Source organism: Streptomyces sp. NPDC087787, from assembly GCF_044743035.1.
GTDB lineage: Bacteria > Actinomycetota > Actinomycetes > Streptomycetales > Streptomycetaceae > Streptomyces.
In genome coordinates this window covers 1-21,205 of the sequence record NZ_JBIUVQ010000040.1, presented here as the reverse complement: position 1 = coordinate 21,205, position 21,205 = coordinate 1, and the positions used below count along the sequence as shown (strand labels likewise).

Annotated in this window: 17 protein-coding genes and 4 pseudogenes; 11 read left to right on the top strand and 10 right to left on the bottom strand. The window is 69.4% G+C overall.

From position 1 onward, the window contains the following. Positions 1-246: 246 nt before the first annotated feature. Positions 247-339 (top strand): annotated as a pseudogene (locus tag ACIOWN_RS33740) (IS5/IS1182 family transposase); the annotation flags it as partial. 332 nt (positions 340-671) lie between these two features. Further along, complete coding sequence (locus ACIOWN_RS33735; protein ID WP_362357415.1) at positions 672-1,505, top strand: PIG-L family deacetylase; 834 nt, start codon at positions 672-674, stop codon at positions 1,503-1,505. 559 nt (positions 1,506-2,064) lie between these two features. Here the strand turns inward: ACIOWN_RS33735 and ACIOWN_RS33730 are convergent. Continuing rightward, complete coding sequence (locus ACIOWN_RS33730) at positions 2,065-2,670, bottom strand: TetR/AcrR family transcriptional regulator (protein ID WP_362357413.1); 606 nt, start codon at positions 2,668-2,670, stop codon at positions 2,065-2,067. Beyond that, a complete protein-coding gene (locus ACIOWN_RS33725) occupies positions 2,667-3,611 on the bottom strand; it encodes an SDR family NAD(P)-dependent oxidoreductase (RefSeq protein ID WP_401984345.1) in 945 nt (314 codons plus the stop codon). The genes ACIOWN_RS33730 and ACIOWN_RS33725 overlap by 4 nt, the downstream gene beginning before the upstream one ends. A gap of 825 nt (positions 3,612-4,436) precedes the next feature. Between ACIOWN_RS33725 and ACIOWN_RS33720 the strand changes: the two genes are divergently transcribed. Beyond that, positions 4,437-4,598: a hypothetical protein gene (locus tag ACIOWN_RS33720; protein ID WP_362357409.1), complete on the top strand. Its 162-nt coding sequence runs from the start codon at positions 4,437-4,439 to the stop codon at positions 4,596-4,598. Between the two features lie 156 nt (positions 4,599-4,754). Here the strand turns inward: ACIOWN_RS33720 and ACIOWN_RS33715 are convergent, their stop codons facing one another. Further along, on the bottom strand, positions 4,755-5,333 hold the full coding sequence (locus tag ACIOWN_RS33715; protein ID WP_362357407.1) for a helix-turn-helix domain-containing protein: 579 nt from the start codon (positions 5,331-5,333) through the stop codon (positions 4,755-4,757). Between the two features lie 200 nt (positions 5,334-5,533). Between ACIOWN_RS33715 and ACIOWN_RS33710 the strand changes: the two genes are divergently transcribed. From ACIOWN_RS33710 to ACIOWN_RS33690, 5 genes and pseudogenes are all read left to right on the top strand, one after another. Next, complete coding sequence (locus ACIOWN_RS33710; RefSeq protein ID WP_362357405.1) at positions 5,534-6,904, top strand: MFS transporter; 1,371 nt, start codon at positions 5,534-5,536, stop codon at positions 6,902-6,904. Positions 6,905-7,508: 604 nt separating this feature from the next. Next, on the top strand, positions 7,509-7,922 hold the full coding sequence (locus ACIOWN_RS33705; RefSeq protein ID WP_362357403.1) for a hypothetical protein: 414 nt from the start codon (positions 7,509-7,511) through the stop codon (positions 7,920-7,922). Beyond that, the gene (locus tag ACIOWN_RS33700; protein ID WP_362357401.1) at positions 7,919-8,152 is read left to right on the top strand and encodes a hypothetical protein; all 234 of its coding nucleotides are present in this window, start codon (positions 7,919-7,921) and stop codon (positions 8,150-8,152) included. Before ACIOWN_RS33705 ends, ACIOWN_RS33700 begins: the two co-directional genes overlap by 4 nt. A 242-nt stretch (positions 8,153-8,394) precedes the next feature. Beyond that, positions 8,395-9,417 (top strand): annotated as a pseudogene (locus ACIOWN_RS33695) (IS256 family transposase); the annotation flags it as partial. A 34-nt stretch (positions 9,418-9,451) separates the two neighbouring features. Beyond that, the gene (locus tag ACIOWN_RS33690) at positions 9,452-9,778 is read left to right on the top strand and encodes a hypothetical protein (protein WP_362357399.1); all 327 of its coding nucleotides are present in this window, start codon (positions 9,452-9,454) and stop codon (positions 9,776-9,778) included. A gap of 315 nt (positions 9,779-10,093) precedes the next feature. Here the strand turns inward: ACIOWN_RS33690 and ACIOWN_RS33685 are convergent, their stop codons facing one another. The 5 genes and pseudogenes from ACIOWN_RS33685 to ACIOWN_RS33665 form a co-directional block, all read right to left on the bottom strand. Continuing rightward, entirely contained in the window at positions 10,094-10,444 is a 351-nt protein-coding gene (locus ACIOWN_RS33685; protein ID WP_362357419.1) for a hypothetical protein, read from the bottom strand. A 386-nt stretch (positions 10,445-10,830) separates the two neighbouring features. Continuing rightward, positions 10,831-11,850 carry a helix-turn-helix domain-containing protein gene (locus ACIOWN_RS33680; protein WP_362357397.1) on the bottom strand — a complete coding sequence of 340 codons (1,020 nt, stop codon included), beginning with the start codon at positions 11,848-11,850 and terminating at the stop codon, positions 10,831-10,833. Positions 11,851-12,298: 448 nt separating this feature from the next. Beyond that, a pseudogene (locus ACIOWN_RS33675) lies at positions 12,299-12,690 on the bottom strand (transposase); the annotation flags it as partial. 23 nt (positions 12,691-12,713) lie between these two features. Continuing rightward, a pseudogene (locus ACIOWN_RS33670) lies at positions 12,714-13,953 on the bottom strand (IS110 family transposase). Between the two features lie 431 nt (positions 13,954-14,384). Continuing rightward, positions 14,385-14,540 (bottom strand): hypothetical protein, encoded by a 156-nt coding sequence (locus tag ACIOWN_RS33665; protein WP_401984341.1) that lies wholly within the window; start codon positions 14,538-14,540, stop codon positions 14,385-14,387. A gap of 68 nt (positions 14,541-14,608) precedes the next feature. Here ACIOWN_RS33665 and ACIOWN_RS33660 point away from each other — a divergent pair, with 68 nt between their 5' ends. Then, a complete protein-coding gene (locus tag ACIOWN_RS33660; protein ID WP_362357393.1) occupies positions 14,609-15,124 on the top strand; it encodes a hypothetical protein in 516 nt (171 codons plus the stop codon). A gap of 169 nt (positions 15,125-15,293) precedes the next feature. On the opposite strand, the gene ACIOWN_RS33655 is transcribed toward ACIOWN_RS33660, so the two are convergent. Beyond that, a complete protein-coding gene (locus ACIOWN_RS33655; protein WP_362357391.1) occupies positions 15,294-17,426 on the bottom strand; it encodes a cellulose binding domain-containing protein in 2,133 nt (710 codons plus the stop codon). Positions 17,427-17,821: 395 nt separating this feature from the next. Here ACIOWN_RS33655 and ACIOWN_RS33650 point away from each other — a divergent pair, with 395 nt between their 5' ends. Both ACIOWN_RS33650 and ACIOWN_RS33645 read left to right on the top strand, forming a co-directional pair. Continuing rightward, positions 17,822-17,971 (top strand): hypothetical protein, encoded by a 150-nt coding sequence (locus tag ACIOWN_RS33650; RefSeq protein WP_362357390.1) that lies wholly within the window; start codon positions 17,822-17,824, stop codon positions 17,969-17,971. Between the two features lie 1,357 nt (positions 17,972-19,328). Beyond that, the gene (locus ACIOWN_RS33645; protein WP_362357388.1) at positions 19,329-19,739 is read left to right on the top strand and encodes a hypothetical protein; all 411 of its coding nucleotides are present in this window, start codon (positions 19,329-19,331) and stop codon (positions 19,737-19,739) included. 116 nt (positions 19,740-19,855) lie between these two features. Here ACIOWN_RS33645 and ACIOWN_RS33640 read toward each other — a convergent pair whose 3' ends face one another. Then, positions 19,856-20,899 carry a zinc-dependent alcohol dehydrogenase family protein gene (locus ACIOWN_RS33640; RefSeq protein ID WP_362357386.1) on the bottom strand — a complete coding sequence of 348 codons (1,044 nt, stop codon included), beginning with the start codon at positions 20,897-20,899 and terminating at the stop codon, positions 19,856-19,858. Between the last annotated feature and the right edge of the window lie 306 nt (positions 20,900-21,205).

The window sequence follows — 21,205 nt, the reverse complement described above, 5'->3', positions numbered from 1 at the left end:
GCGCCGGTAAGACCAGGACGAAAGTCCCGGCACAGCGCGTTGAAGCAGGAAGCCCCCGGAAGGGCCAGCCGGCCCAGGCCGGAATCCCTGGACTTTAGACCAGGGAGCACGTCAACAGAAGGCTCTGGCCTGCTCCTGCGGGAGCTCGCAGAAGAAGGTGGCCGCGTTCTCAGCTCGGTCTCGGCCAGTGCCGGAGCGCAACCTGACGCCGATGGGCCTGAAGGCCGCCTCCTACGAGCTGGGCCGGCCCGCGACTACGAGACCCGGCCTGCCGGCCCAGAGGCCATGAGCCGCATCGCCTCGATCGACAACCTCACCAAGCGCATAACGGACGAAACGAGGTGCGGCCACCCCGTCCATAGCCACATCCACCGCAATCGGCACCCTGCGGCTCCTGCGCGACCTGGACACGCCGGACTGGGTGAGGACGACGACAGCGAGGGCTGAATTCTGTACCTCGATGGCTGAACACTGACGCCTGGAAAGCCAAGTGGCCGCCACGGGAACAGATGCTCCGGCCAGCACAGTTGCATCGACTGAGGGACCGGCGCCGTGCGGGCGGGGAACACGGAGACCACAAGGCGTCCGCCCCACCAGGATCCGGGCCCCGAGTGCGCGGTACTGCCGCCGCGCACTGGGACCAAGACGTATTTCTGCAGGAGGACTGTTTCATGACTGACCGGCCCTTGACGCTCATGGCAGTACACGCCCACCCCGACGACGAGGCCACCGGAACCGGAGGGGTCCTCGCGCGGTACGCGGCGGAAGGCATCCGCACGGTTCTCGTGACGTGTACCGACGGCGGTTGCGGTGACGGACCGGGTGGTGTCAAGCCGGGCGATCCCGGGCACGATCCGGCGGCGGTCGCCTTGATGCGCCGTCAAGAACTTGAGGCGAGCTGTGACGTCCTGAAGGTCAGCGATCTGGAGATGCTGGACTATGCAGACTCCGGGATGATGGGCTGGCCGGGCAATGACGCCCCTGGATCCTTCTGGCAGACCCCCGTGGAGGAAGGTGCGGCCCGACTCGCGGAACTCATGCGGCACTACCGACCTGATGTGGTCGTCACCTACGACGAGAACGGCTTCTACGGCCACCCCGACCACATCCAGGCCCACCGCGTCACGATGGCGGCGCTGGAGATGACCGCGCTGACACCGAAGGTGTACTGGACCACGATGCCCCGCTCGGGGATGCAGCGGTTCGGTGAAATCATGCGCGAGTTTCATGAGGACATGCCGGAGCCGGATCCTGTCGAGGCCGCCGCGATGGCCGAGATCGGCCTCCCCGACGATGAGATCACCACGTGGGTGGACACCACCGCGTTCAGCGGTCAGAAGTTCGACGCGTTGGCCGCGCACGCCAGTCAGGGCGAGAACATCTTCTTCCTCAAGATGGGCAAGGAGAGGTTCGGCGAGTTGATGGGCATGGAGACCTTCGTACGTGTCCAGGACGCCACCGGCGCGGCCGTACCCGAGAACGATCTCTTCGCCGGACTGCGCTGATCCGCCTGTCCGACCGGCCGGGGAAACGCATCGACCGCGCGGCGCGATCGAGCGGATCACACACCCGGAGGCTTGCTCACGCGAGTTCCGTTCTGATACGCACCGCTGTCGCGTCCGTTGCCCAACCCGCTGACCCGCACGGTCGGTGCGTTCGCTCGCGCAGGCTGCGGGGCCTGACTGCTGCGGGGCCGGCGGCGGGTACTCGCTGATCCCGGAGCAGCACTTGGCGGGGTGCCGGTGCCGGTGCCGGGGCGCAGCCTCGATTGCCGGCCCGGTCAGCGGGAGGTTCCTGCGGGCCACGGGACGCGCACCGTGGTTCCCTGCCGCTCGGCGTTGGCGACGACATGGGCGGTGCCGCCGTAGGCCCAGGCTGCCCCCAACAGCCCTGCTGGCTACCGGTAGCAAAGGCGGCGCCGGTGGGGGAGCCGGGGCAATCGAGTCCACAGTGGCGGGGTTTCGGCTGATTGATCGGGAACTGTATGTGCCTGAGTGCTGGACTGGTGGTCGAGCCCGCTACGAGGTGGCGCATGTCCCGGCCGGGCGAAGGCCGGTCCGCCGGTTATGCGGCGGTGGCGCCCAGCAGGAGGTCGAAGGCGTCATTCGCCTCGCGGAGCACCGCCGTCGCGTCGTGGCTGCCGAGGCGCCACGCCGCCTGGTAGCAGGCGACGGTCAACTGGGCGGCGAGGACGGCGGTGGCCGGCGGGGTGCCGTGGTCGATCAGGTATTTCTCGAGGAGGTCGGCGTAGTGCCGGGTCTTGCGGGTGTGGCGGTCTTCGAGTTCGGGGTGCTCCTTGACCAGACGGTGGTAAACCGCGTAGTGGCCGGGGTTGCGGGCGGCCTCGGTGCAGATCACGAGCAGCAGCCGCCGAGATGTGGCCAGTGCCTGCGCGAGGTTCTGGAGCGGCTCGGTGGGCGCATCGCGCATGGCCGCGGTGAGCGCGCGCAGGAAGTCGTCCTCGGTGGAGAAGACGACTTCCTGCTTGTCGCCGAAGTAGCGGAAGAAGGTGGTGCGGCCGATCTCGGCCCGCTGGGCGATCTCGTCCACGGTGACGACATCGAACCCCCGCTCCACGAAGAGCGCGAAGGCCGTCTCGATGATCCGTTCCCGGGTCTGGCGGCGCTTGCGGTCCCGCAATGACTCCACCGGAAACTTGTTCGCGCTCATTCGGCCAGGATATCGGCCCGTCCCGCCCGGCGGTCAGCGTCGACGAGGCGGGCGGCCTCGCGCCACAGTTCCTCCTCGCGTGCCTCGTCGTGCGACTCCGGCGACGACGGCACGTTGCGGCCGCGATCGAGGTAGGACCCGGTCCGGGCGGTCAGCCCGGTCAGGATCGTCTCAGCGAGTCGCGCGCCCGCCTGCCGCGGCGTCATGCCCCGGCCGAGGAATCGCTGAAGCTGGAAGAATCCGTTGAGCACGCCCCGCACGGGTCCCGGAGCGTGGCGGAAGAAATCGGTGCCCGCGACGAGCGCCGGGTTGTAGGAGTAGACGCCGACGCTCTCGGGCAGGCGGCGGGCCAGCGCGTGGGTCAGGTAGATGACGCCGAGTTTGCTGGTCGCGTACGCCCGCCCGGCCTCCCGCGCGCCACCGGCACGAGGCGTGGCCAGTCGTTCCGGTGTCTCCCAGCGCGGCGGCGGCGTGGCGCCGAGCGTATAGCGGAACTGCCCGAAGTGGCAGTCGCTCGAGGTGAGCACGATCCAGCCCGGACCGGTGAACCGGGGCAGCAGCTCCCTGACGAGCAGGTAGTGGGACAGCACATTGACCCCGAAGGTCATCTCGTACCCGTCCGTGGTGCGTTTCTCGGTTGTCGTGACCGTCAGGCCGGCGTTGCCGAGATAGCCGCCGAGCGGCGGCAGATACCCGGTGTCGAGCCCGCGCAGGATCTCCTCCACCGCCCGCCGGATCTCGGCGAGCGAAGCGAGGTCACAGTCCACGCCTGTGACCGCGGAAGCGCCGGTGGCCTGGGCGAGTTCCGCAGCGAGGCGTTCGCCACCGCGGCGAGCCAGCAGGACGTAGTGGTCCTGCGGCCGTTCCCGGATCAGCGACTCGACGGACTCGCGGCCGAAACCGCGGGTCACGCCGGTCAACACGATGGTCCGGCTGTCCATGGCAGACTCCTTGGTATCAAGTTCCAAGTGGTACTCGGTACCGTAACACGCCGTGGTTCACACGGACGTCCTGTGAAGGTGACCCGGAGCGGCAAGCGGCTCCTGGTCGAAGGCAAGCCGGACGACCAGAGCAACCCAGGCGTGCTACCGGGACGACCCCGCACGTGGAAGTCGCGCTCCCTCGATGCGGCTGGTCCTGAACCGCCCGCCAGGTGGGAGCACCGGTTCATGCCCCACGTGCGGACACGCCCGAGCCGGCGTCCGCAGCAGACGGAGCTGCCCCTGCAGACGCCGCAGCCTGCGGTCGTGCAGCACACACGCGGATCGCGGAGGCCACATAGGCCGAGCGCGACGCGGTGACCGCCGCCCGCGAGGTCGGCATCCAATGGCGGAAGGGCCGAAGCGGTCGACATGGCGCAGTCAAACGCCTCCCGCAAGTACGGGCCCCTGCCCGCACCCGCCGGCAGGCCCTCACGGCGGGGGAGCTGCTCGCCCTGGCCGCCGAAGCTGCGGGCGGCCGGCGCCACCTGGTCGCGGTCCAGCTGCCGGTCAGTCTGGTGGTGATGACGCCGATCGTGCAGGCTTCACGGCTGTGGCCCGCTCCCGGCCGCCGCTGGCGCGGGCCTGCGGGTGTTGGCCTCCGCGCCGCTGCACGGCGGTGAGCTGCCTGAGTGCGCATCCATCATGCCCGCGCCTCCCAGGCCCGGGGCGTCCGGACCGAGGCGGGCGGGGAGTTCTGGGGGTGGGCCGGGCGCACTCTGGGTGTCCCGGCCCGCACTGCCGACGGAGCCCCGGCGTGGCTGCAGCACCCGGCGAGTCGACCTCATGCTCTCCGCGGAAAGCCACGAGCACGACCGCGTGCGACACCTCGTCATCGAGCTCAAGGCGCCCAAAGTTGAGGCAGACCGCGAACACGCCAACCAAGTCGACGACTACATGCAGGCCGTACTCAACGAGCGCCGCTTCGCCAACGTCGAAACCACCTAGGACTTCTACCTCGCCGTCCGTTCGATCAAGGACAGGCTGAAGCCGTCCGTCCGTCAGGCCAACAAGCCCGAGGGCCTGTACAGCGAACCCACCCAATACGAGCACGCCAGCGTCCGAGTCTGGGTGCGCGCATGGTCCGAGGTCCCGTCGACCGGTTCAGCGAAGCGTTCTCACACCGTCCAGGGCGATGGCCATGACGCGGTCGCGCTGGGCCTCGTCCTCGAAGGCCGTTGCCGTGATGCCTGAGACCATGCGCAGCAGGTCGCCGATCTGCATGTCCGTCCGCACCACGCCCGCCTTCTGGGCTCTCTCCAGCAGTGGGCCACCGGCCGCGTACATGGAGTCGCGACAGGCGGAGAAGATCTTCGACTCGTCGTTGAGGGCCTCGCGCACGGCTCGCTTGGTGACCATGTAGCCGGTGAAGCGGTCCAGCCAGGAGGTGAGGGCCTCCCACGGCTCCAGGTCGGTGAGCTCCATGGCGGCCCGGCACAGCGCGTTGACCTCGTCCGCGTAGACGCTCTCGAAGAGGTCGCGGCGGGTGGGGAAGTTCCGGTACAGGGTGCCGATGCCGACTCCCGCGCGGCGGGCGATGTCCTCCAGGGAGACGTCCGCTCCCTGTTCGGCGAACGCTTCACGCGCGGCCGCGATCAGCGCGTCGTAGTTGCGGGCCGCGTCCTTGCGGTGAGGCCGCCGGGACGTGACGATCTCGCTGACGGGGAACGGGCTGTCCGTCATTGCTGCCTCCCGCGGGACAAGAGTGAACCGGAGGGGTTCCTCGAATTCGGATTGAAGCGGAGGGGTGCCTCCGGTAGAGTGGAGGAGTACCTCCACTTTAGCAGGGTGGGGCGGTACCGCCATGGCCGGACGCGGCCCAGCCCGCTCTCCCGCACGCTCCCAGACTTTTCCCTCCGTTCCGATGCCGGAGAGGCTCCTTCATGCCCCGCAATTCCACCCGCCTCACCTTCGCGGTCCTCGCGACCGGTGCGGGCGTGTTCTCCATGCTCCAGTCGCTGGTCGCGCCGGCCCTGCCGACCGTCCAGCACGCACTGCACACCTCGCAGTCCGCCGCGACCTGGGTGATGACGGCGTATCTGCTGTCCGCCTCCGTCTTCACCCCGATACTCGGTCGCGTCGGCGACCTGATCGGCAAGAAGCGCACCCTTGTCGCCGTCCTGCTGGCCGTCCTGGCCGGCTGTCTGCTCGCCGCCCTCGCGCCGAACATCGGCGTCCTGATCATCGCCCGGGTCGTCCAGGGCATCGGCGGCGCCCTGTTCCCGCTCTCCTTCGGCATCATCCGGGACGAGTTCACCCCGGCCGAGGTCAGCGGCAGCATCAGCAACCTCTCCGCGGTGATCGCGGCCGGCGGCGGCGTCGGCATCGTGGCCGCCGGTCCCATCGTCTCGGCGCTGGACTACAAGTGGCTGTTCTGGATCCCGGTCGCCGTCGTCGCCGTGACCGTCCTGATCGCCGCCCGCTATGTCCCCGAGTCGCCCAAGAGGGCCGAGGGCAGCGTCAGTTGGCTCGGTGCCGGGCTGCTCTCCGCCTGGCTGGTGGCGCTGCTGCTGCCGTTGAGCCAGGCAGGGCAGTGGGGCTGGGGCTCGGCCAAGGTGCTCGGCTTGTTCGGCGTGGCCGTCGTGCTGTTCGGCGTCTGGCTGGGGTCCGAGTCCCGCTCGGCCACCCCGCTCATCGACCTGCGTGTGATGCGGCTGCCCGCCGTGTGGACCACCAACGCGGCCGCCCTGCTGTTCGGTGCGGGCATGTACGCGATCTGGTCCTTCCTCCCGGGCTTCGTCCAGACGCCGAGCTCGGCCGGTTACGGCTTCGGCGCCAAGGCGCAGCTCACCACGGGCGCCGCGCTCGGCGCGCTGGCCTGCGGCTTCCTGACCCTCTGGCACGATGAGCAGTGGCAGATCGGTGTGGTCGCCGGCCTGTTCGGCCTCGGCATAGGGCTGGCCTTCGCCTCGATGGCCAACCTCATCGTCGGCAGCGTCCCGCCCGAGCAGACCGGCGCCGCCACCGGCATGAACGCCAACATCCGCACCATCGGCGGCTCCATCGGCGCCGCACTCACCAGCGTCCTGGTCACCGGCCGGCTCCAGCCCTCCGGACTGCCGTACGCCTCCGGCTACACCCACGCCTGGGCCCTGCTCACCTTCTTCTGCCTGACTGCCGCCGGCGCAGCACTCCTCGTCCCGGTCCGCCGCCCGAACCGGGTCACCGGCCCGGTCGCACAGGTCGCACCTCGGCGACCATTCGCACCGCACGACGGCGCAGCTCAAGCGGGTACTGGGAAGGACATCCCGTGACTCGATCCTCTCAAATGATCGAGTCCTTACCGAACCCGGAACGGTTCATGTACGGCTGATGGGGCAGTCGTTGGAAGTGACCGAGCGCACGGTGTGGCGGTGGCTTGCCGCTGCCGAGCGTGACGAACCCGCGGCCGCGGAGCCGGGGCGCGGGCCCAGAGCAAAGACCTGTGGCGTAGCTGTCGCGCTTGCTTATTGATCTTGGTTGTGACCTGCTGTTGTTCGGTTGTATCGGGCGGCGTGCCTGTTCCGCGGGTGGGTTTCATGGTGAGCCGGAGGTCCGGCGGCGGGGGCTACGTGTGTTGAGCTGGTTGTTTTGTGCTGCGCAGTGAGTTGGAACGTGGTGTGGTGCGCGGAAGGTGGTCGGCGGGCCTGTAGGTACGGGAGTTGGCGGGGTGCCGGTGCCGGGGCGCAGCTTCGATTGCCGGCTCCGGTCAGCGGGAGGTTCCTGCGGGCCACAGGACGCGCACCGTGGTTCCCTGCTGCTCGGCGTGGGCGACGACATCGGCGGTGCCTCCGTAGGCCCAGGCCGGCTTGCCCTCCCACACGGCGAGCAGCTCGTCGATGAGGCCGGCTTCGGCCGTCCGCGGGACAGCCCGACGAGATGGGCCACAGCGAGGTGCCGACGGCCACAGACGCGTACGAGAACGGGAAAGCCGAGCCCACGCGGGCGGTGCTGTACGTGTGCGCCGAGCGGAGTCTGCTGAACCCGCGGCCGGGCGCGGAGCGTGCTGAGCAGGAAGGCCGCGTCTTCGCTGCCACGCGGAACATCACGATCGTCGAGACGGTCACCGACCCGTACGGGCAGCCCGACCCGATGTCCCGGGAGGGCTGGAGGCGGGTGCGGGAGCTGGCCGAGCGGGGCGAGATGGAGATGGTCGTCGTGCGGTGGCCGACGGCCATCGCACCGGACCGGTCGCACGATCTGCGGCACCGCGAGATCAGCGAGCTCCAGGAGCAGGGTGTGAGCGTGCGCTACTCCTCGGCGCCGCTCTCGCAGATGGGAGCGGCGCGATGACCACGACGAGCAGGCTGCACGAGAGGCACCAGCTCATCGGCCGCCGGGCCCGCGACCCGGTGTCCGGACGGACCGGTGTGCTGCGGGCCATCGTGCCTGACGACGACGCGCCGAGGCCGGCGGCCTGGCCGATCCCCGCGGGCGGCGGCATCGAGTGGACGACGTCGGTCCGGGTGATCGAGCCGGTCACGGCGCCCACACCGCGCCGGCCGGCCCGTCGCGGGCGCTGACGGCCGGGCACTGAGGAAAGGCGAGTGATGGGCTCCGGACCGGTTCCGCGAACAGTTGCCGGACAACGCCCGCTTCCTGTGGCCCTGAAGAGCATCGCCGCGTTTGAGGACCTCGACCGGCACACGCGCCTGTACGCGGAGCGGCCGAACTCTGCGCCCACGCTTCGCCGGCGGGCTGACCGAGTCCCGCCCCGACCGGCTGCAGCCCCGACCGGTGGCGCGCCCGTGCGAGCCGCCGGTTGGCCGGGCCGGTCGAGGTCACCGCGCCGCGCGTCAACGACCGCCGCGTCGACGAGGCCACCGGCGAGCGCAAGCGGTTCTCCTCCAAGATCCTTGCGCCGTGGTGCCGCAAGTCACCGAAGATCTCGGAGGTGCTGCCGCTGCTCTACCTGCACGGACTGTCGTCCGGAGACTTCGTGCCCGCGCTGGAGCAGTTCCTCGGAGGCACGGCCGGACTGTCGGCCGCGACGGTGACCCGGCTGACGAAGCAGTGGAGCGACGACCACGCCGCCTTCCAGGACCGGGACCTGTCCGACCGCGAATTCGTCTACGTATGGGCCGACGGGGTCCACCCGAAAGTGCGGCTCGGCCAGGCGCACTCGTGCGTGCTGGTCCTCCTCGGCGTCCGCCTGGACGGCACAAAGGAGCTGATCGCGCTGGCCGAGGGACTGCGGGAGTCCACCGAGTCGTGGGCCGACCTGCTGCGCGACTGCCGCCGCCGCGGCATGCGCGACCCCGAACTCGTCATCGGCGACGGCGCGATGGGCCTGTGGAAAGCCCTGATCGAGGTGTTCCCGACCGCTCGGCACCAGCGCTGCTGGGTCCATAAAGCCCGTAATGTGACCAACTGTCTTCCGAAGTCCGCACAGCCGGGCGCGACGAAGGCAATGCAAGAGATCTACAACGCAGAGGACAGGGCCCACGCAGAGAGGGCGATCGAGGCGTTCTCCCGCACTTACGGCACGAAGTGGCCCAAGGCCGTCGCGAAGATCACCGACGACCGGGACGAGCTGCTCGCGTTCTACGACTTCCCGGCCGAGCACTGGGTCCACCTGCGGACCACGAATCCCATCGAGTCGACCTTCTCCACCGTCAAGCTCCGGACCAAGGTCACCCGAGGCGCCGGCAGCCCGGCCGCGGCCCTGGCCATGGTGTTCAAGCTCGTCGAATCCACCCAGGCCCGTTGGCGGGCGATCACCGGAGCCCACCTGGTCCCACTCGTCCGGGCCGGGGCCCGGTTCGAGAACGGCCTGCTGGTCGAACGCACCGAAAGCCACGCGGCCTGAGGAGAATGCCCAGATGACCGTCTCCGACACCTACGGCACGAACTCCTACACAGCCAAGGAGTTGGCCAGCCTGCTCGCCGACCGACTCGACGTGACCTTCACCGAACGCGAGAGCGACTACCTCGGCGTCTACTTCCTGGCCACCCTCGCCGACACGACCCGCCTCCAGATCCAGCCGAACACCATTCCCGGAGACGACAGGGAAGACGATCTCTACGACGACGAGTACCCCGACGTGTCGGTACTCCTGCTCATCACCTCGCCGGCCGCCGCCGAGCCTCTCAGCGACGAGCTCTCGGCGGTCGGAGGACTCACCAGGCTCCGATCAACTCGAAGCTAAGCAACTGCCGATCCACAAGTCTTAACTATTGCTCTGAGCCCCGATGACCCCGGGTGTCTCACCTGTTCCGCCATCTTGTCGCGGACCCGGCTGGGAACGAGTACGGCCACCGCGTGATCATCGGGGGTAGTGTGGACTCCCGAAGATTGTGCGGTGGCCGCAGGCCATAGCGTAGACCCTGCCCGCTGGCGGGCGACGTCCGACCAGGTCATGGCCCGGATCGCGGTCAGGCTCAGGCGAGTTGAGCCCCGGGCCGCGGCCCGCGCTTACCTGCTCGGGCTGCTGTTGAGCGTTGAACGGAACCGCGCTGGAGTACTAGGGGATCGTCACGTAGGGACCGTAGAAGTTCTGGGCGTTGGTGATGTCCTGCAGCACCGACTGACACTGCCCCTTGTCGCCAACCGAGAAGACGAAGCTCCTTCTCTGACCTTGTGAGATGGTGAAGGAGCCATTGTCGGCCGCCTTGAAACCACCCACGCACTGCAAGCGGAACCGCACAGTCACCGGCGAACCCTTCTTCTTGTTGTAGGCCACGTCGTAACCGGCAGGAGAGCCGGAGATGCCGGTGGTGCACAGGTCGCCGTTCCCGATATTGGTGCACTTCGTCGGGCCGAAACCGGTCGTGCCGACCTCAGCAGCGAAGGCGGAGGGGGTGGTCAGCGGCACAGCGACGCACATCGCTGTGAGCACGACGGACCCTATTCGATGACGCATCATCACTTATTGATCCCTTCTGTGGGGTGCTACGTGCGCGTTCCCGATTCGTTCGGTCGCGGGCACCCATGAAGGATCGACGGGGGCGGTAGACGTGTCATTGACGAGGGGTGCCACGTGCTTGACAAGGCGCGCCAACTGCGCAGCGGAGCAGTGCCGGTACAGGCATGTTCCAGCCCGCGAGTCGTACAGGTCGGCGACCACGTGAAGGTCTTCCGTGATGACCATGTCGGAGCTCACGTCGCAGGCGCGGCTGATGATCTGCAGGGTCTGCGCCAGGGCCACGGTCAGGCCGCCCTGTGGGTAGAGCCACCGGGGGGCGGCCGAGCCGCGGCTTCTCACCGGTGGGAGGAGCGGGATGTGAGCCCACCGGGTGATCCTTGATGCTGGGAGCCAGGGTCGTGACCAAGCGTGCCGGCGCCGAGATGGGCCTGTCGGTAGTCGCGCGGAGTGAGGCCGTAGGCGGCGCGGAACGCGCGGCTGAAGGTTTCGGGGTGAGGGAAGCCCCGGTTCGCGGCGATGGCATTGACAGGCCGGGTCGCCAGAGCGGGGTCGGTGAGGTCTTGACGGGCACGCTCCAGGCGCTGGTGGCGGATGTATGCGGCCACCGTCTGTCCGTGGTCCTGGAAGAGCCGGTGCAGGGAACGCAAGGAGATGTGGTGGGCCGCAGCGACCGCGCCCGGGGACAGGTCCGGATCGCCCAGGTGCTGCTGGATGAAGGCGTGGATCTTCATCAGCAGGGCCCGATGGTGGGTCTGGGGTGGCATTGACGCGGCGGCGTCGAGGTGGTGGGCGAGGAAGGCGATGAGCAGGTCAAGGGTGCAGGTGGCCAGGCGGGCGCCGTCCGCCGCCGTGTAGGTGGCGGCGCCGGCGACCAGCTGCATGAGGTAGCCGGACAGCAGGGCGCCCATCCCCTCAAGTCCGGGCAACCGCACGGCGGTGAGCCGGTCGACCTTGTTCGCCGGGAGCGGCAGCAGGGCCCGGGGGACTTGCACCATCACTCCTTTCACGATTCCCACGGTGTCCTGGTCAGCGGCTGCCCAGCCCTGCCAGGGACGCGAGGTGTCGAAGAACATCACCTCACCTGGGCCGCTGGTGGTGTCCCGGCCGGCCTGGAGGATCCGGTGGCTACCGAGCAGGTTCAGCATCAGCTGGTAGGAATCACGGTCGGATTGCCGGATCAGCTTCGGCGTCCGGCGGGTCTCCAGCGACGGGTAGGCCAGCGCGGACACGTCCACCGCGCCCAGGCCCAGCACTCGCGCGCTCGCCCGGAAGTCCGCCTCATGATCGCTGCGGACCACGCTGGGTATCAACGCCCTGGCCGTCATGTCGTGCCAGGAGCCAAACCGCTCGGTCACCGGCAGATCTTCTGTCCTGAACTCCGTCACCAGCACCGTTCATCCCCCATTACTTGCCGCATCCAAGACGGTCTTGTCGGCGGTGAGATCAACTCTCTCGACAATGTTCTAGTACTTCAGTGCGGTTTCGTGGTCTATCTAGCGGGTTCGCTGGCGGTTCGTCGTCGGTACTGGCTGCGGCGGGCTGTTGCCTTGTGGCATCGGCGTCAGGTGGACCAGTGCAGCAGCCTGGCCGCGGTCACGGCTGGTGGGTTGAAGGTGGCGACGAGTAGGTGTCGGGTCTCCGGGACGGTCAGCGTGATTGGATCGCGGCTGCGGACGAAGTGCACGTATCTGCGGGCGGTTTGGGGGGTGCCCCTATGTGTTCGGGCAAGGTCGGAGACCAGTAGGTGCGTGTGGTCGAGGGCGGAGTCGTGGGGGGTGTGCATGAGTGATGGCCAGGTCACGATCAAGCTCTTGTGGCGGCGGGTTGGGGCTCGTAGAAGGTTCCGTCGTGGAGCATCGCGAACAGGACGGCGGCCCGACGTCTGGCCAGGTAGAGCAGTGCCTGGGTGGGTGTTTGCCCTGGGCAATCTTCTTGTCGTACTAGGCCCGGGAGGTCGGGTCACCCAGGGCGGCGAACGCGGAGAGGAAGAAAGCCCGTTTGAGCAGCTTGTTACCTCTCCTGGATGGCTGTTCGCCGCGGATCGATGAGCCCGAGCCCCGGGTCGCCGGGGCGAGACCGGCGTAGGCGGCGAGGTGGCCGGCGGTCGGGAAGGTGCTGCCGTCGCCGACCTCGATCAGGATGCGGGCTCCGGTCCTGACGCCGACTCCCGGCATTGACGTCAGGACTTTGGAAAGAGACATCCGATGCAGTTGATCTGTCAAGCAGCAACGGCGAGTTGGGGGACTTTGGGTGTGGGGAATGCGGTGGCTTCGTCATAACGGATGCGCTTGGTGAGGCAGTGGTAGAGGCAGCCGAGCATGCGGTTGAAGAGGTTGCGCTGGGCGGCGGTGTGGCGGTCGCCGTCGGCCCGTCGGCGGTCGTAGTGGGCGCGGGCTCCGCGTGAGGCGGTCAGTGCGGCGAAGGCCCAGACGTAGCCGACTGAGGCCAGGCGCTGGTTCTTGACCCGGCGGGCCATGACGGCGAGGCTTCTGCCGGACGCCCGGGTGACCGGTGCGGCCCCGGCGAAGGCCTTGAGTCCTTTCGCGTCGGTGAAGCGGGATCGGTCGTCGCCGATCTCGGCGAGCACCCGGGCGCCGGTGAGCGAGCCGAGCCCTGGAAAGCTGGTAATGATCTCGGCGTCCGGGTGTGCTTCAAAAGACTCCACCGCCGCAGCCGTCAGATCGTCTGCGCTGGTGCAGGCGGCGTCGAGCTGTCTGAGCAGAGCGATGGCCTGGCGGCCCATGGCCTGTTCGACCTTCGGCAGCTGCCGCATCTGCGGAACCCGGAGGGCCTGGCGGAGCCGTTCGGCTTCCGCCTCGATGCCGCGCTGGCGGCCGGCCTTCTTCAGCACCGCGCAGCTGGGTGCGGGTGAGCTTGGCTGCCTGCTCCGGGGTGGGGGCGGCAGCCAGCACGACGCGGGCGACCTTCGAGCACACCCCTTCGCGTGTGGGCTGGAAGGCGGAGAGGAATCCGGGGAAGTATTCACGCAGGTGGGAGCGGAGTTTGTTGCCGGCCTGGGTGCGGTCCCAGACGGCGTCCTGCTGGGCGCGGGCCAGGACCGCGATGGCCTGGACGAGTTCGCTGTCGTCGGGCAGCGGCCGGTGGGCGGCCTTGTCGGTCCGCAGGATGTTCGCCAGCACCATGGCGTCGAGGTGGTCGGACTTCTTGCGGGCCACCGCGTGCCGGTCGCGGTAGCGGGCCGCTGCCATCGGGTTGATCGCGTAGACGGGGCGCTTCGTGGCTCGCAGGCAGGCCACCAGCAGGCCGCGGGAGGTCTCGATCGCCACCGGGATCGGGGCGTCCTCGGTGTCGCCGTGAGCAGTGAAGAGGTCGAGGAGCTGCTGCAGGCCCGCGGCGTCGTCGGTGATGCGGGCCCGGGCTAACAGGGTTCCCTCGTGGTCGACCAGGGCGACGTCGTGGTGGTCGCTGGCCCAGTCGATCCCGCAGGTGACGGTCATCGTGTCGTTCTCCGCCTCTCGGTCAGGGGGCGTGGCTGCTGGTCACAGCCGTGCGGGGGCACGCGTCTCCCTAATGGAAGGGCTCGATGGCCCGGCATCCGATTAGCCGTTCGTGACCCCAGCGGCTTGCAGGGCCCTCGGTCTGCTCAGGAGCTCGGCGGCTCCAGGCTTGCTGAGAGGTGATCCCCGCAGGCGGCTCGGACCACGAGTCTCAACGATCCGATCGTCGGACTGGATACGGTGGTTGCGTTTGTCCTCGTGGTGGTGAACGGTGCCGGGGGCCGGTGCTTGTCCAGCGGCTCGAGGGCCCAGGCGTACTCTGCGGCTCTCCCGGCACCGATCACCACCACGATCACGACGCTTACTGAAGCGAGGCCCGCAGTCTCTTTCAGGGCCTCGTAGGGCCGGGGTGGGCCTGGCGGTGCCCCGCTTCACCGCCTATTAGGGTGGGCCTCCAGCAGTCCCTCGATCCGCCCGGCCAGCGGCTTGCGCTGGTCAAGCACGGTGGTCAGTGAACTGGCCAGGCTCGGGACGATCAGCGCGGCCGCCTCAGTGCCCGGAACGGTGACGGTCTGCTTGCTGGTCAAGGCCAAGGCCGAGCCAGGAGATCGCCACAGCGCACGAGCCGCCGGCGGCGACGAACGTCGTCGACCTGATGAAGGCCCTCGAGGACAGCCTCCAGGCCGCCGGCTCCAGCCGCGGCGGCCAGGCGCGACCGGAGGAGCAGAAGAAAAAGGCCGCGCCCGGCCGGCCTGCTGCGACAGGCAAGCCGGCGAAGACGTCGGCGCTGAAGGCTCCGCCGAAGAAGGCCGGGACGGCTTCGGCACGGGCCCGCGGCCGTGGCAGCGCCGACAGGAGTGAGCTGCAGGAGCTGAGCAAGGCCCAGCTCTACCGGCGGGCGACCGAAGTGGACGTTCCCGGCCGGTCGAAGATGAGCCGCGAGCAGCTCATCGACGCCCTCGCCAGCAGCGCACGCCGCCATAAGAAGAGCGCCGCTGACCGCGCGGCGAACCGTATCGGCATCACCTCACCCACCCGCCCCGTTACCTTCTTCGTGGCCCCGGGCTCGGGGCTCCCGGCCTTCTGGCCCGGCATGACTGGCGAAGCGGACGGCATGACGGGTAGACAAGTACGCGAAGCTCCTGGTGAGCAAAGGGGATCATGGTCGTGAACCCGTCCATCAGGAGCTCTTCTGTTGAGCGTGGTCACGACCGATGAACGCCGGCAGGTTGGCGGAAGCTCACCGTACCGGCCCCTTTGAGTGGCCTGGGCCACGATGGGGGTCGGCCGGCCCGCCCGGGAGCAGGTCACCCTGTCACTGGTCCCGGACGGGCCGGGCGTCAGCCGCTGGAGCAGACAGTGCCGTTGAGGCGGAAGACCGTCGGTTCCGGGTTGGGCCCGTCATTGGCGCCGACGAAGCCGAACGAGGCCGTCGACCCACCGTTCGGAGCCAGCGGCCCGGCATCCTCGGGAGCGGTCACCCGTACGTGCCGGCCGGTCTGGTGGAACGTGGCGTTCCAGCCCGAGGTCACCGACTGACGGTCGGTCGGCCAGTCCCAGTCCACGGTCCAGCCGGTGATCGGGGTGTCCGAGAGGTTCTGGACGGTGACCGTGGCCACGAATCCGTTACCCCAGCCCGTGTCGCGGTGGTAGGTCACCACGCAGGTGGCGTCCGGCGGGGTGCCGGTGGTGAAGGTCAGTGGAGTGGACGGGGCGGAGAGCCGTCCCGAGGCGTCGGCCGCCAGCACGTTGACCGTGTGGGTGGTGCCCGGGGGCAGGTTCCGCAGGGTCACGGACGTGCCGGTGGTCTCGCCGACCAGCCAGGTGTGGGCGCCGTCGCGTTCCTGGACCAGGTAGCGGGCGGAGCCCCGCGCACTCTCCCAGGACAGGCGCGCGGTGGTGTCGGTCACCCCCTCCAGCCGCGGGGTCCCCGGGGCCTCGGCATCAGAGGCACCGGGCCCGGTGCCGGCTTGTGGGGTGAGGGTGACGGTGAGCATCCCGTGCGGCGGCACGGTGACCCGGGAGGCGGACGACCCGCCGTCGGTGACGTGAGTGATGTCGCTGTCGCCGCGCGCGTAGCGGCGGACCTCGGGGGTGGCGGCGGACGGGGTGAAGCCCGTGTACTCAAGGCTCACGGTCCGGGCGGTGTCCGGGTCCTTGTTGATGAGCAGGACGCTCAGACGTCCGTCGCGACGGTGCACGGCGTGTGCGGAGACGTCCTGTGCGGAGGACGCGGCGGCGACCAGGGTGTCGCCCGCGGCGCCCAGTTCGCCGGTCATCTTCATGCCGTAGTACGGGTGGAACGGCGTGTTCGTTGCCGGCTCGCAGACGTCACCGGTGCAGGAACCGCTGGACAGCATTCCCATGTCGCCGTAGTCGGTCTCGCCGTCGACGGTGGTGATCTGGTCCGGGCCGTTGTGGGTGTTCCACCAGTCGACGGTGAAGACGCCGTTCTCCAGAGCCGTCATGAACGCGTCGGCGGCGAAAAGGCCGTTGGGGCGGGCGGTGAGCCTGGCGCCGCCGGTGTTGGTGTTGATTTCGGTGAGGGCGATGCCGAGGCGCGGTGAGCCGGCGCCCGCGTACCGGTCGATCTGGCTGCGCACCTCCCGCAGTTCGCCGGGCAGGCTGGTCAGCCTGGTCATGGCGTCCTCGGCGGTGGTGTCGGAGCCGCCCGCGTACCAGTGGACGCTCACGAAGTCGATGACATCGGTGACCTCCGAGAGCACGGTGTGGTTCCAGTCGCCTGGATCGCCATCGCCGACGACGCCGTCCGGCCATTGGCCTGGGGTGGTGAGGACCGCGCCGATCTTGACGGTCGGGTCGACGGCCTTCATGGCCTTGGCGTAGGCGCGGACCTGACGGGCGTACTCCCGGGGGCTCTTGTTCTCGTGCTCGTCGTGCTCCCAGCCGTTGCCGTAGTGGCCGTTGCCGTAGATCTCGTTGCCGATCTCCCAGTACTGCGCGTCGTAGTTCTTGGTGACGTTCGCGTACCGGACCCAGCCGGCGGCCTCCTCGGGTGTGCCGGAACCGTAGTTGGCGATCAGTATCGGCTGGGCGCCGGTGGCGCGGACGGTACTCATGAAGGAGTCGAAGTCGGTGCCGGGGGCGACGTATCCGCCAGGTGCCGTGTGTGTCTTCCAGTGGTAGATGTCCGCGTATGAACCGCCGGGATAACGCATCGCGCCGACATCGGCCGCCTTCATCAGGCCGGCGACCTCGGGATCGTTCATGTGCGAGTCCCAGATCGCGGCATTGACGCCGCGTGCCGTGTCGGGCATGCGGCCCAGCGACGCCTGCGTGTTGACCCGGACGCCGACGTCCGCTGCGGGCGCCTCCTGCGCGACGGCGGACGCGACGGCGGCGGCGCTCGGCGGGGACAGCAGGGCGAGCGCGGCGGCCAGGACGGCGGTGGTGCGTGCGAGGCGGCGGGGGCCGGTACCGGCCAGCCGGCCGGATCTCTGCGGTAAGGGCATGTGGGTCCTCCCTCGGGGTTCGACGGCACAGGCGGGGCAGCGGGTGCCGGACCGTGCGGCCGGACGGGCGGAGTGCCGGCGCGGCGTCAGGACGTCCGCGCCGGTGGCACGGGGGACGGTGCGTGGTTGCGGTGTGTTCGTACGCAGGCGGGGCGGCGGCCGAATCCCGCGCATGGGAGCGCTCCCATGATGGGATTGGTGTGACGTTCTGTCAATGGACGGGACAGGCGCTGGAGGATAGAGCGGGGGAGGTTGGCTCCCCAACGGCGAGGCAGGAGGCGGTCGGAGCCCGGGCGCAGTGCGGTCACGAGGCAGGGGTGTTTCAGGGCGCACCTGACGTAGGGCGCTGGCCCCTATCTCTGCCCCGCACAACCCCGGCCTCGCTGATCGCCCAGGTGGCCATCGAACAGATCCTCGACGCCCTGCCCGGGATGGCGTTGGCCCTTCCCGCCGAGCAACTGACCTACCGCCCCGGCGCTTTTCACCGGTCGTTGACCGGCCTACCCGTCCAGTTCCCGCCGACGCCGCCCCTCGCGCTGACCTGAAGGAGCTGTCATGGACTCCGCCGCCGTGTCCCTGGTTCTTGACCGCACGGGTCGGGCTCGACCCGCGGAAGAAGCCATCCTCCACATCCATGGGCGTGGTGCCGGCCCTGCTGGCCGAGCGCACCGGCGAGTGCAGTTCGGCCGCTGGCGTCGTCACCGGCGGAATCCACCAGCACCGGCATTTTGGCCCACGGGAGCCGGCGGAGTGGCCGCACCAGGTGGGTGTCATCCCATCCAAGGCGCAGTTCTTCCAGCAGCGCACCGAGATGGAGCGCCTGCGGACCGCGGTCGGCGGGGGCGACACCGCCATTCTGTGCCAGGTACTGACCGGGATGGGCGGGGTGGGCAAGACCCAGCTCGCCGCCGACTACGCCCGCACCGCCTGGGACACCCAGGGCCTCGATGTCCTGTCTGGGTCACCGCTGCCGACCGCTCGGCCGTGGTTGCAGCCTACGCGCAGGCCGGTGTGGAGCTGTGCCGGGCCGGCCCCAATGACCCCGAACAGGCCGCCCACACCTTCCTGGCTTGGCTGGCCCCCTTTTAGTGGGGCGGGCGGGTTCGGAGCGACGACCGCTGAGTCGTTCCGGACCGCCCGCCCAGCGGAACGTTGCGACATACATCTACCGGGGCTGCAGGCTGCCCGCCGGGAAAGGTTTCCATGACTCGGGACACTCTCGTCTGGTGCTTAGCCACGGCGACGGCCCATCTGCGGTGTCGTAGCCTTGCTGCTCCATCGCCGTGACAAGACCTGAAGGAGAAGGCTCCAGGGCCCCACCCCCCCAGGCGCGTTGCTCCGAAGACACACCTGGGTCGGAAGGAGCACCTGCCCAGGCCGGTCAGTGATTCCTCGGTGAATCCGGGCAGCCGGACGCGCTGCACGCCGACCGTGGCGGTGCCCTTCTTCAGGTCGCCGGTCTCATCGACCACCAACACCGCATCGGCCGCGACAAGCGGGTCCTGCTTAACCAACGCCACCTTGTTCACCCTCGTCAACCTGGGCACCTGGGTGGTGCAGAAGCGAACCTCGCCTACTACCTCAGTGCCTACCACGGGATGTCGTCGGCCCTCATCGGAGTGGTCATGGCGGCGCAGGGGGCGAGGCGGTGCTGGATGCGGCGGTCTGCCCCTGGCTGAGCCGGCGCTTCGCACCGGGCCGGGTCATCGCGGGCACGGTGCTCGCCGGCGCCGGGATCGTAGCGCTGGTCGCGGTGAGGGACGTCGCCGGCATCTCGGTGCTGTGGGCCCTGATCTACGGGATCGGTACGGTCAGCATGGTCGCCGGTTTGTCCTGCGTCAGCGAACCGTGCCGCCGGAGCTGCTCGGCCGTGTCGTCGCCACCACCCGGATGCTCGCATTCATGTCAGTCCCGATCGCCTCGATCGTGGGCGGTGTGCTGGAGCAGCGCTGGCACAACATGTACCTGATCACCGCCCTGGCCGGCGGGCTGCACGGCGCGTGGTGCGACCGTGCTGTTCTAGGTAGTCCGCGAGGCGGAAGGCTGACGCTGGGACGGGCGTCGCGGCTGGTGCCGGAACACGCGGGGGCGGGTAGCGGTGCGACGCAGGGGGACTTGTTTGCCGTGGACGGGACGGGCGAGAGTGGCGAAGGAGACTTCTGCCCAGTCTTCGGTGAGCTGGTCGTAGTCGTCGTCGGTGAGGTAGTCGGTGGCGGCATCGATGAGGAAGGCCTGCGGGGAGGTGAAGTCCGACCCCGGCGCGGCGGACCCCGCCCGCGTTCCACGATCGTCGACATGGCGAAAAGCCTCTGAGCACGTCCGAACCCCTCGCTTTATGACGGTTGCGAGGGGTGTGACCTGCTCGTCGACGCTTCGGGCGGCAGCGATGTACTGCCCGCCGCCGGCAGGCGGCGCGCAGCGACCCGCGGCTAGAAGGTGATCTTGACCTTGAGCGCCTCGCGCGCATCCATCGCCTTGTAACCCTCCGGCACTCCCGCCAGCTCGACCGTCCTGTCGAACACCGGCGACGGGTCGATGACCCCGCCCAGCACGTCCGCCAACAGCGCGGGAATGTAGTGGCGCGCCGGCGCCACCCCGCCCCGCACCGCGACATTGCGGTTGAACATCTGCTGGATGTCCACGCCCGCGCTGCCGCCGTGAGGCACGCCGACGTAGCCGACGGAGCCGCCGTCGCGGGTGATGGAGATCGCGGTTCGCATCGACTCCTCGGTGCCGACCGCCTCCAGGACCGCGTGCGCGCCCGAGCCGCCGGTCAGCTCCTTGACCGCCGCCACGGCCTCCGCACCGCGGGCCGGGACGACGTCGGTCGCGCCGAAGGTGCGCGCGATCGCGGTCCGCGACTCGTGCCGCCCCAGCGCGATGATCCGCTCCGCGCCGAGCCGGCGCGCGGCCAGTACGCCGCACAGGCCGACCGCGCCGTCGCCGACTACGGCGACCGTCGCGCCCGGACGGACGCCCGCGGACATGGCCGCGTGGTGCCCGGTGGACATGACGTCGGACAGCGCCAGCACGGCCGTCAGCAGCCGCTCGTCCGAGCGGACCTCCGCGGGTAGCTTGACCAGCGTGCCGTCGGCGAACGGAACCCGGACCGCCTCGCCCTGCCCGCCGTCCGAACCCGGCTCACCCCAGAACCCGCCGTGTGGGCAGGAGGTGTGCAGGCCCTCGGCGCAGAACTCGCACACGCCGTCCGACCACACGAACGGCGCAACCACCAGGTCGCCTGGCCGGAAGTCGCGCACCTCGGAGCCGACTTCCTCGACCACGCCCAGGAACTCGTGCCCGATCCGCTGACCCTTCTTCCGGGCGGCCACGCCGCGGTAGGCCCACAGGTCGCTGCCGCACACGCAGGCGAGTACGGTCCGCACCACCGCGTCGGCGGGACGCCGCAGCGCGGCGTCGGGGACCTCCTCGACTCGGACGTCGTTCGGGCCGTGAATGACGGTGGCGCGCATGCGTTCTCTGCTTTCGGTTCTTGCGAAGGGGCTGCTTCGTGAGCAGCTTCCGGATCAGGCGGCGGCCTGGGATCAGGGACGGCCTCGAAGGTGAAGGCCGACCACATTAAGACGCCCGCCGGGGCCACGGTATTCCGCGCCGCACCGGGCCGGTCCCGCCTGCGCAGGGTGCGTCACGCGCCTGCCGCGCCCTCACCGGACAGCTCACTTCGATGGCGTCCCTTGTCGTGGTGTAGCCGATCAAGGTTAGGGAGTGCGCCGGGGGCGTGCGCCAATGTGGCTTTCGCTCCCTGCCCGCAGGGTGGG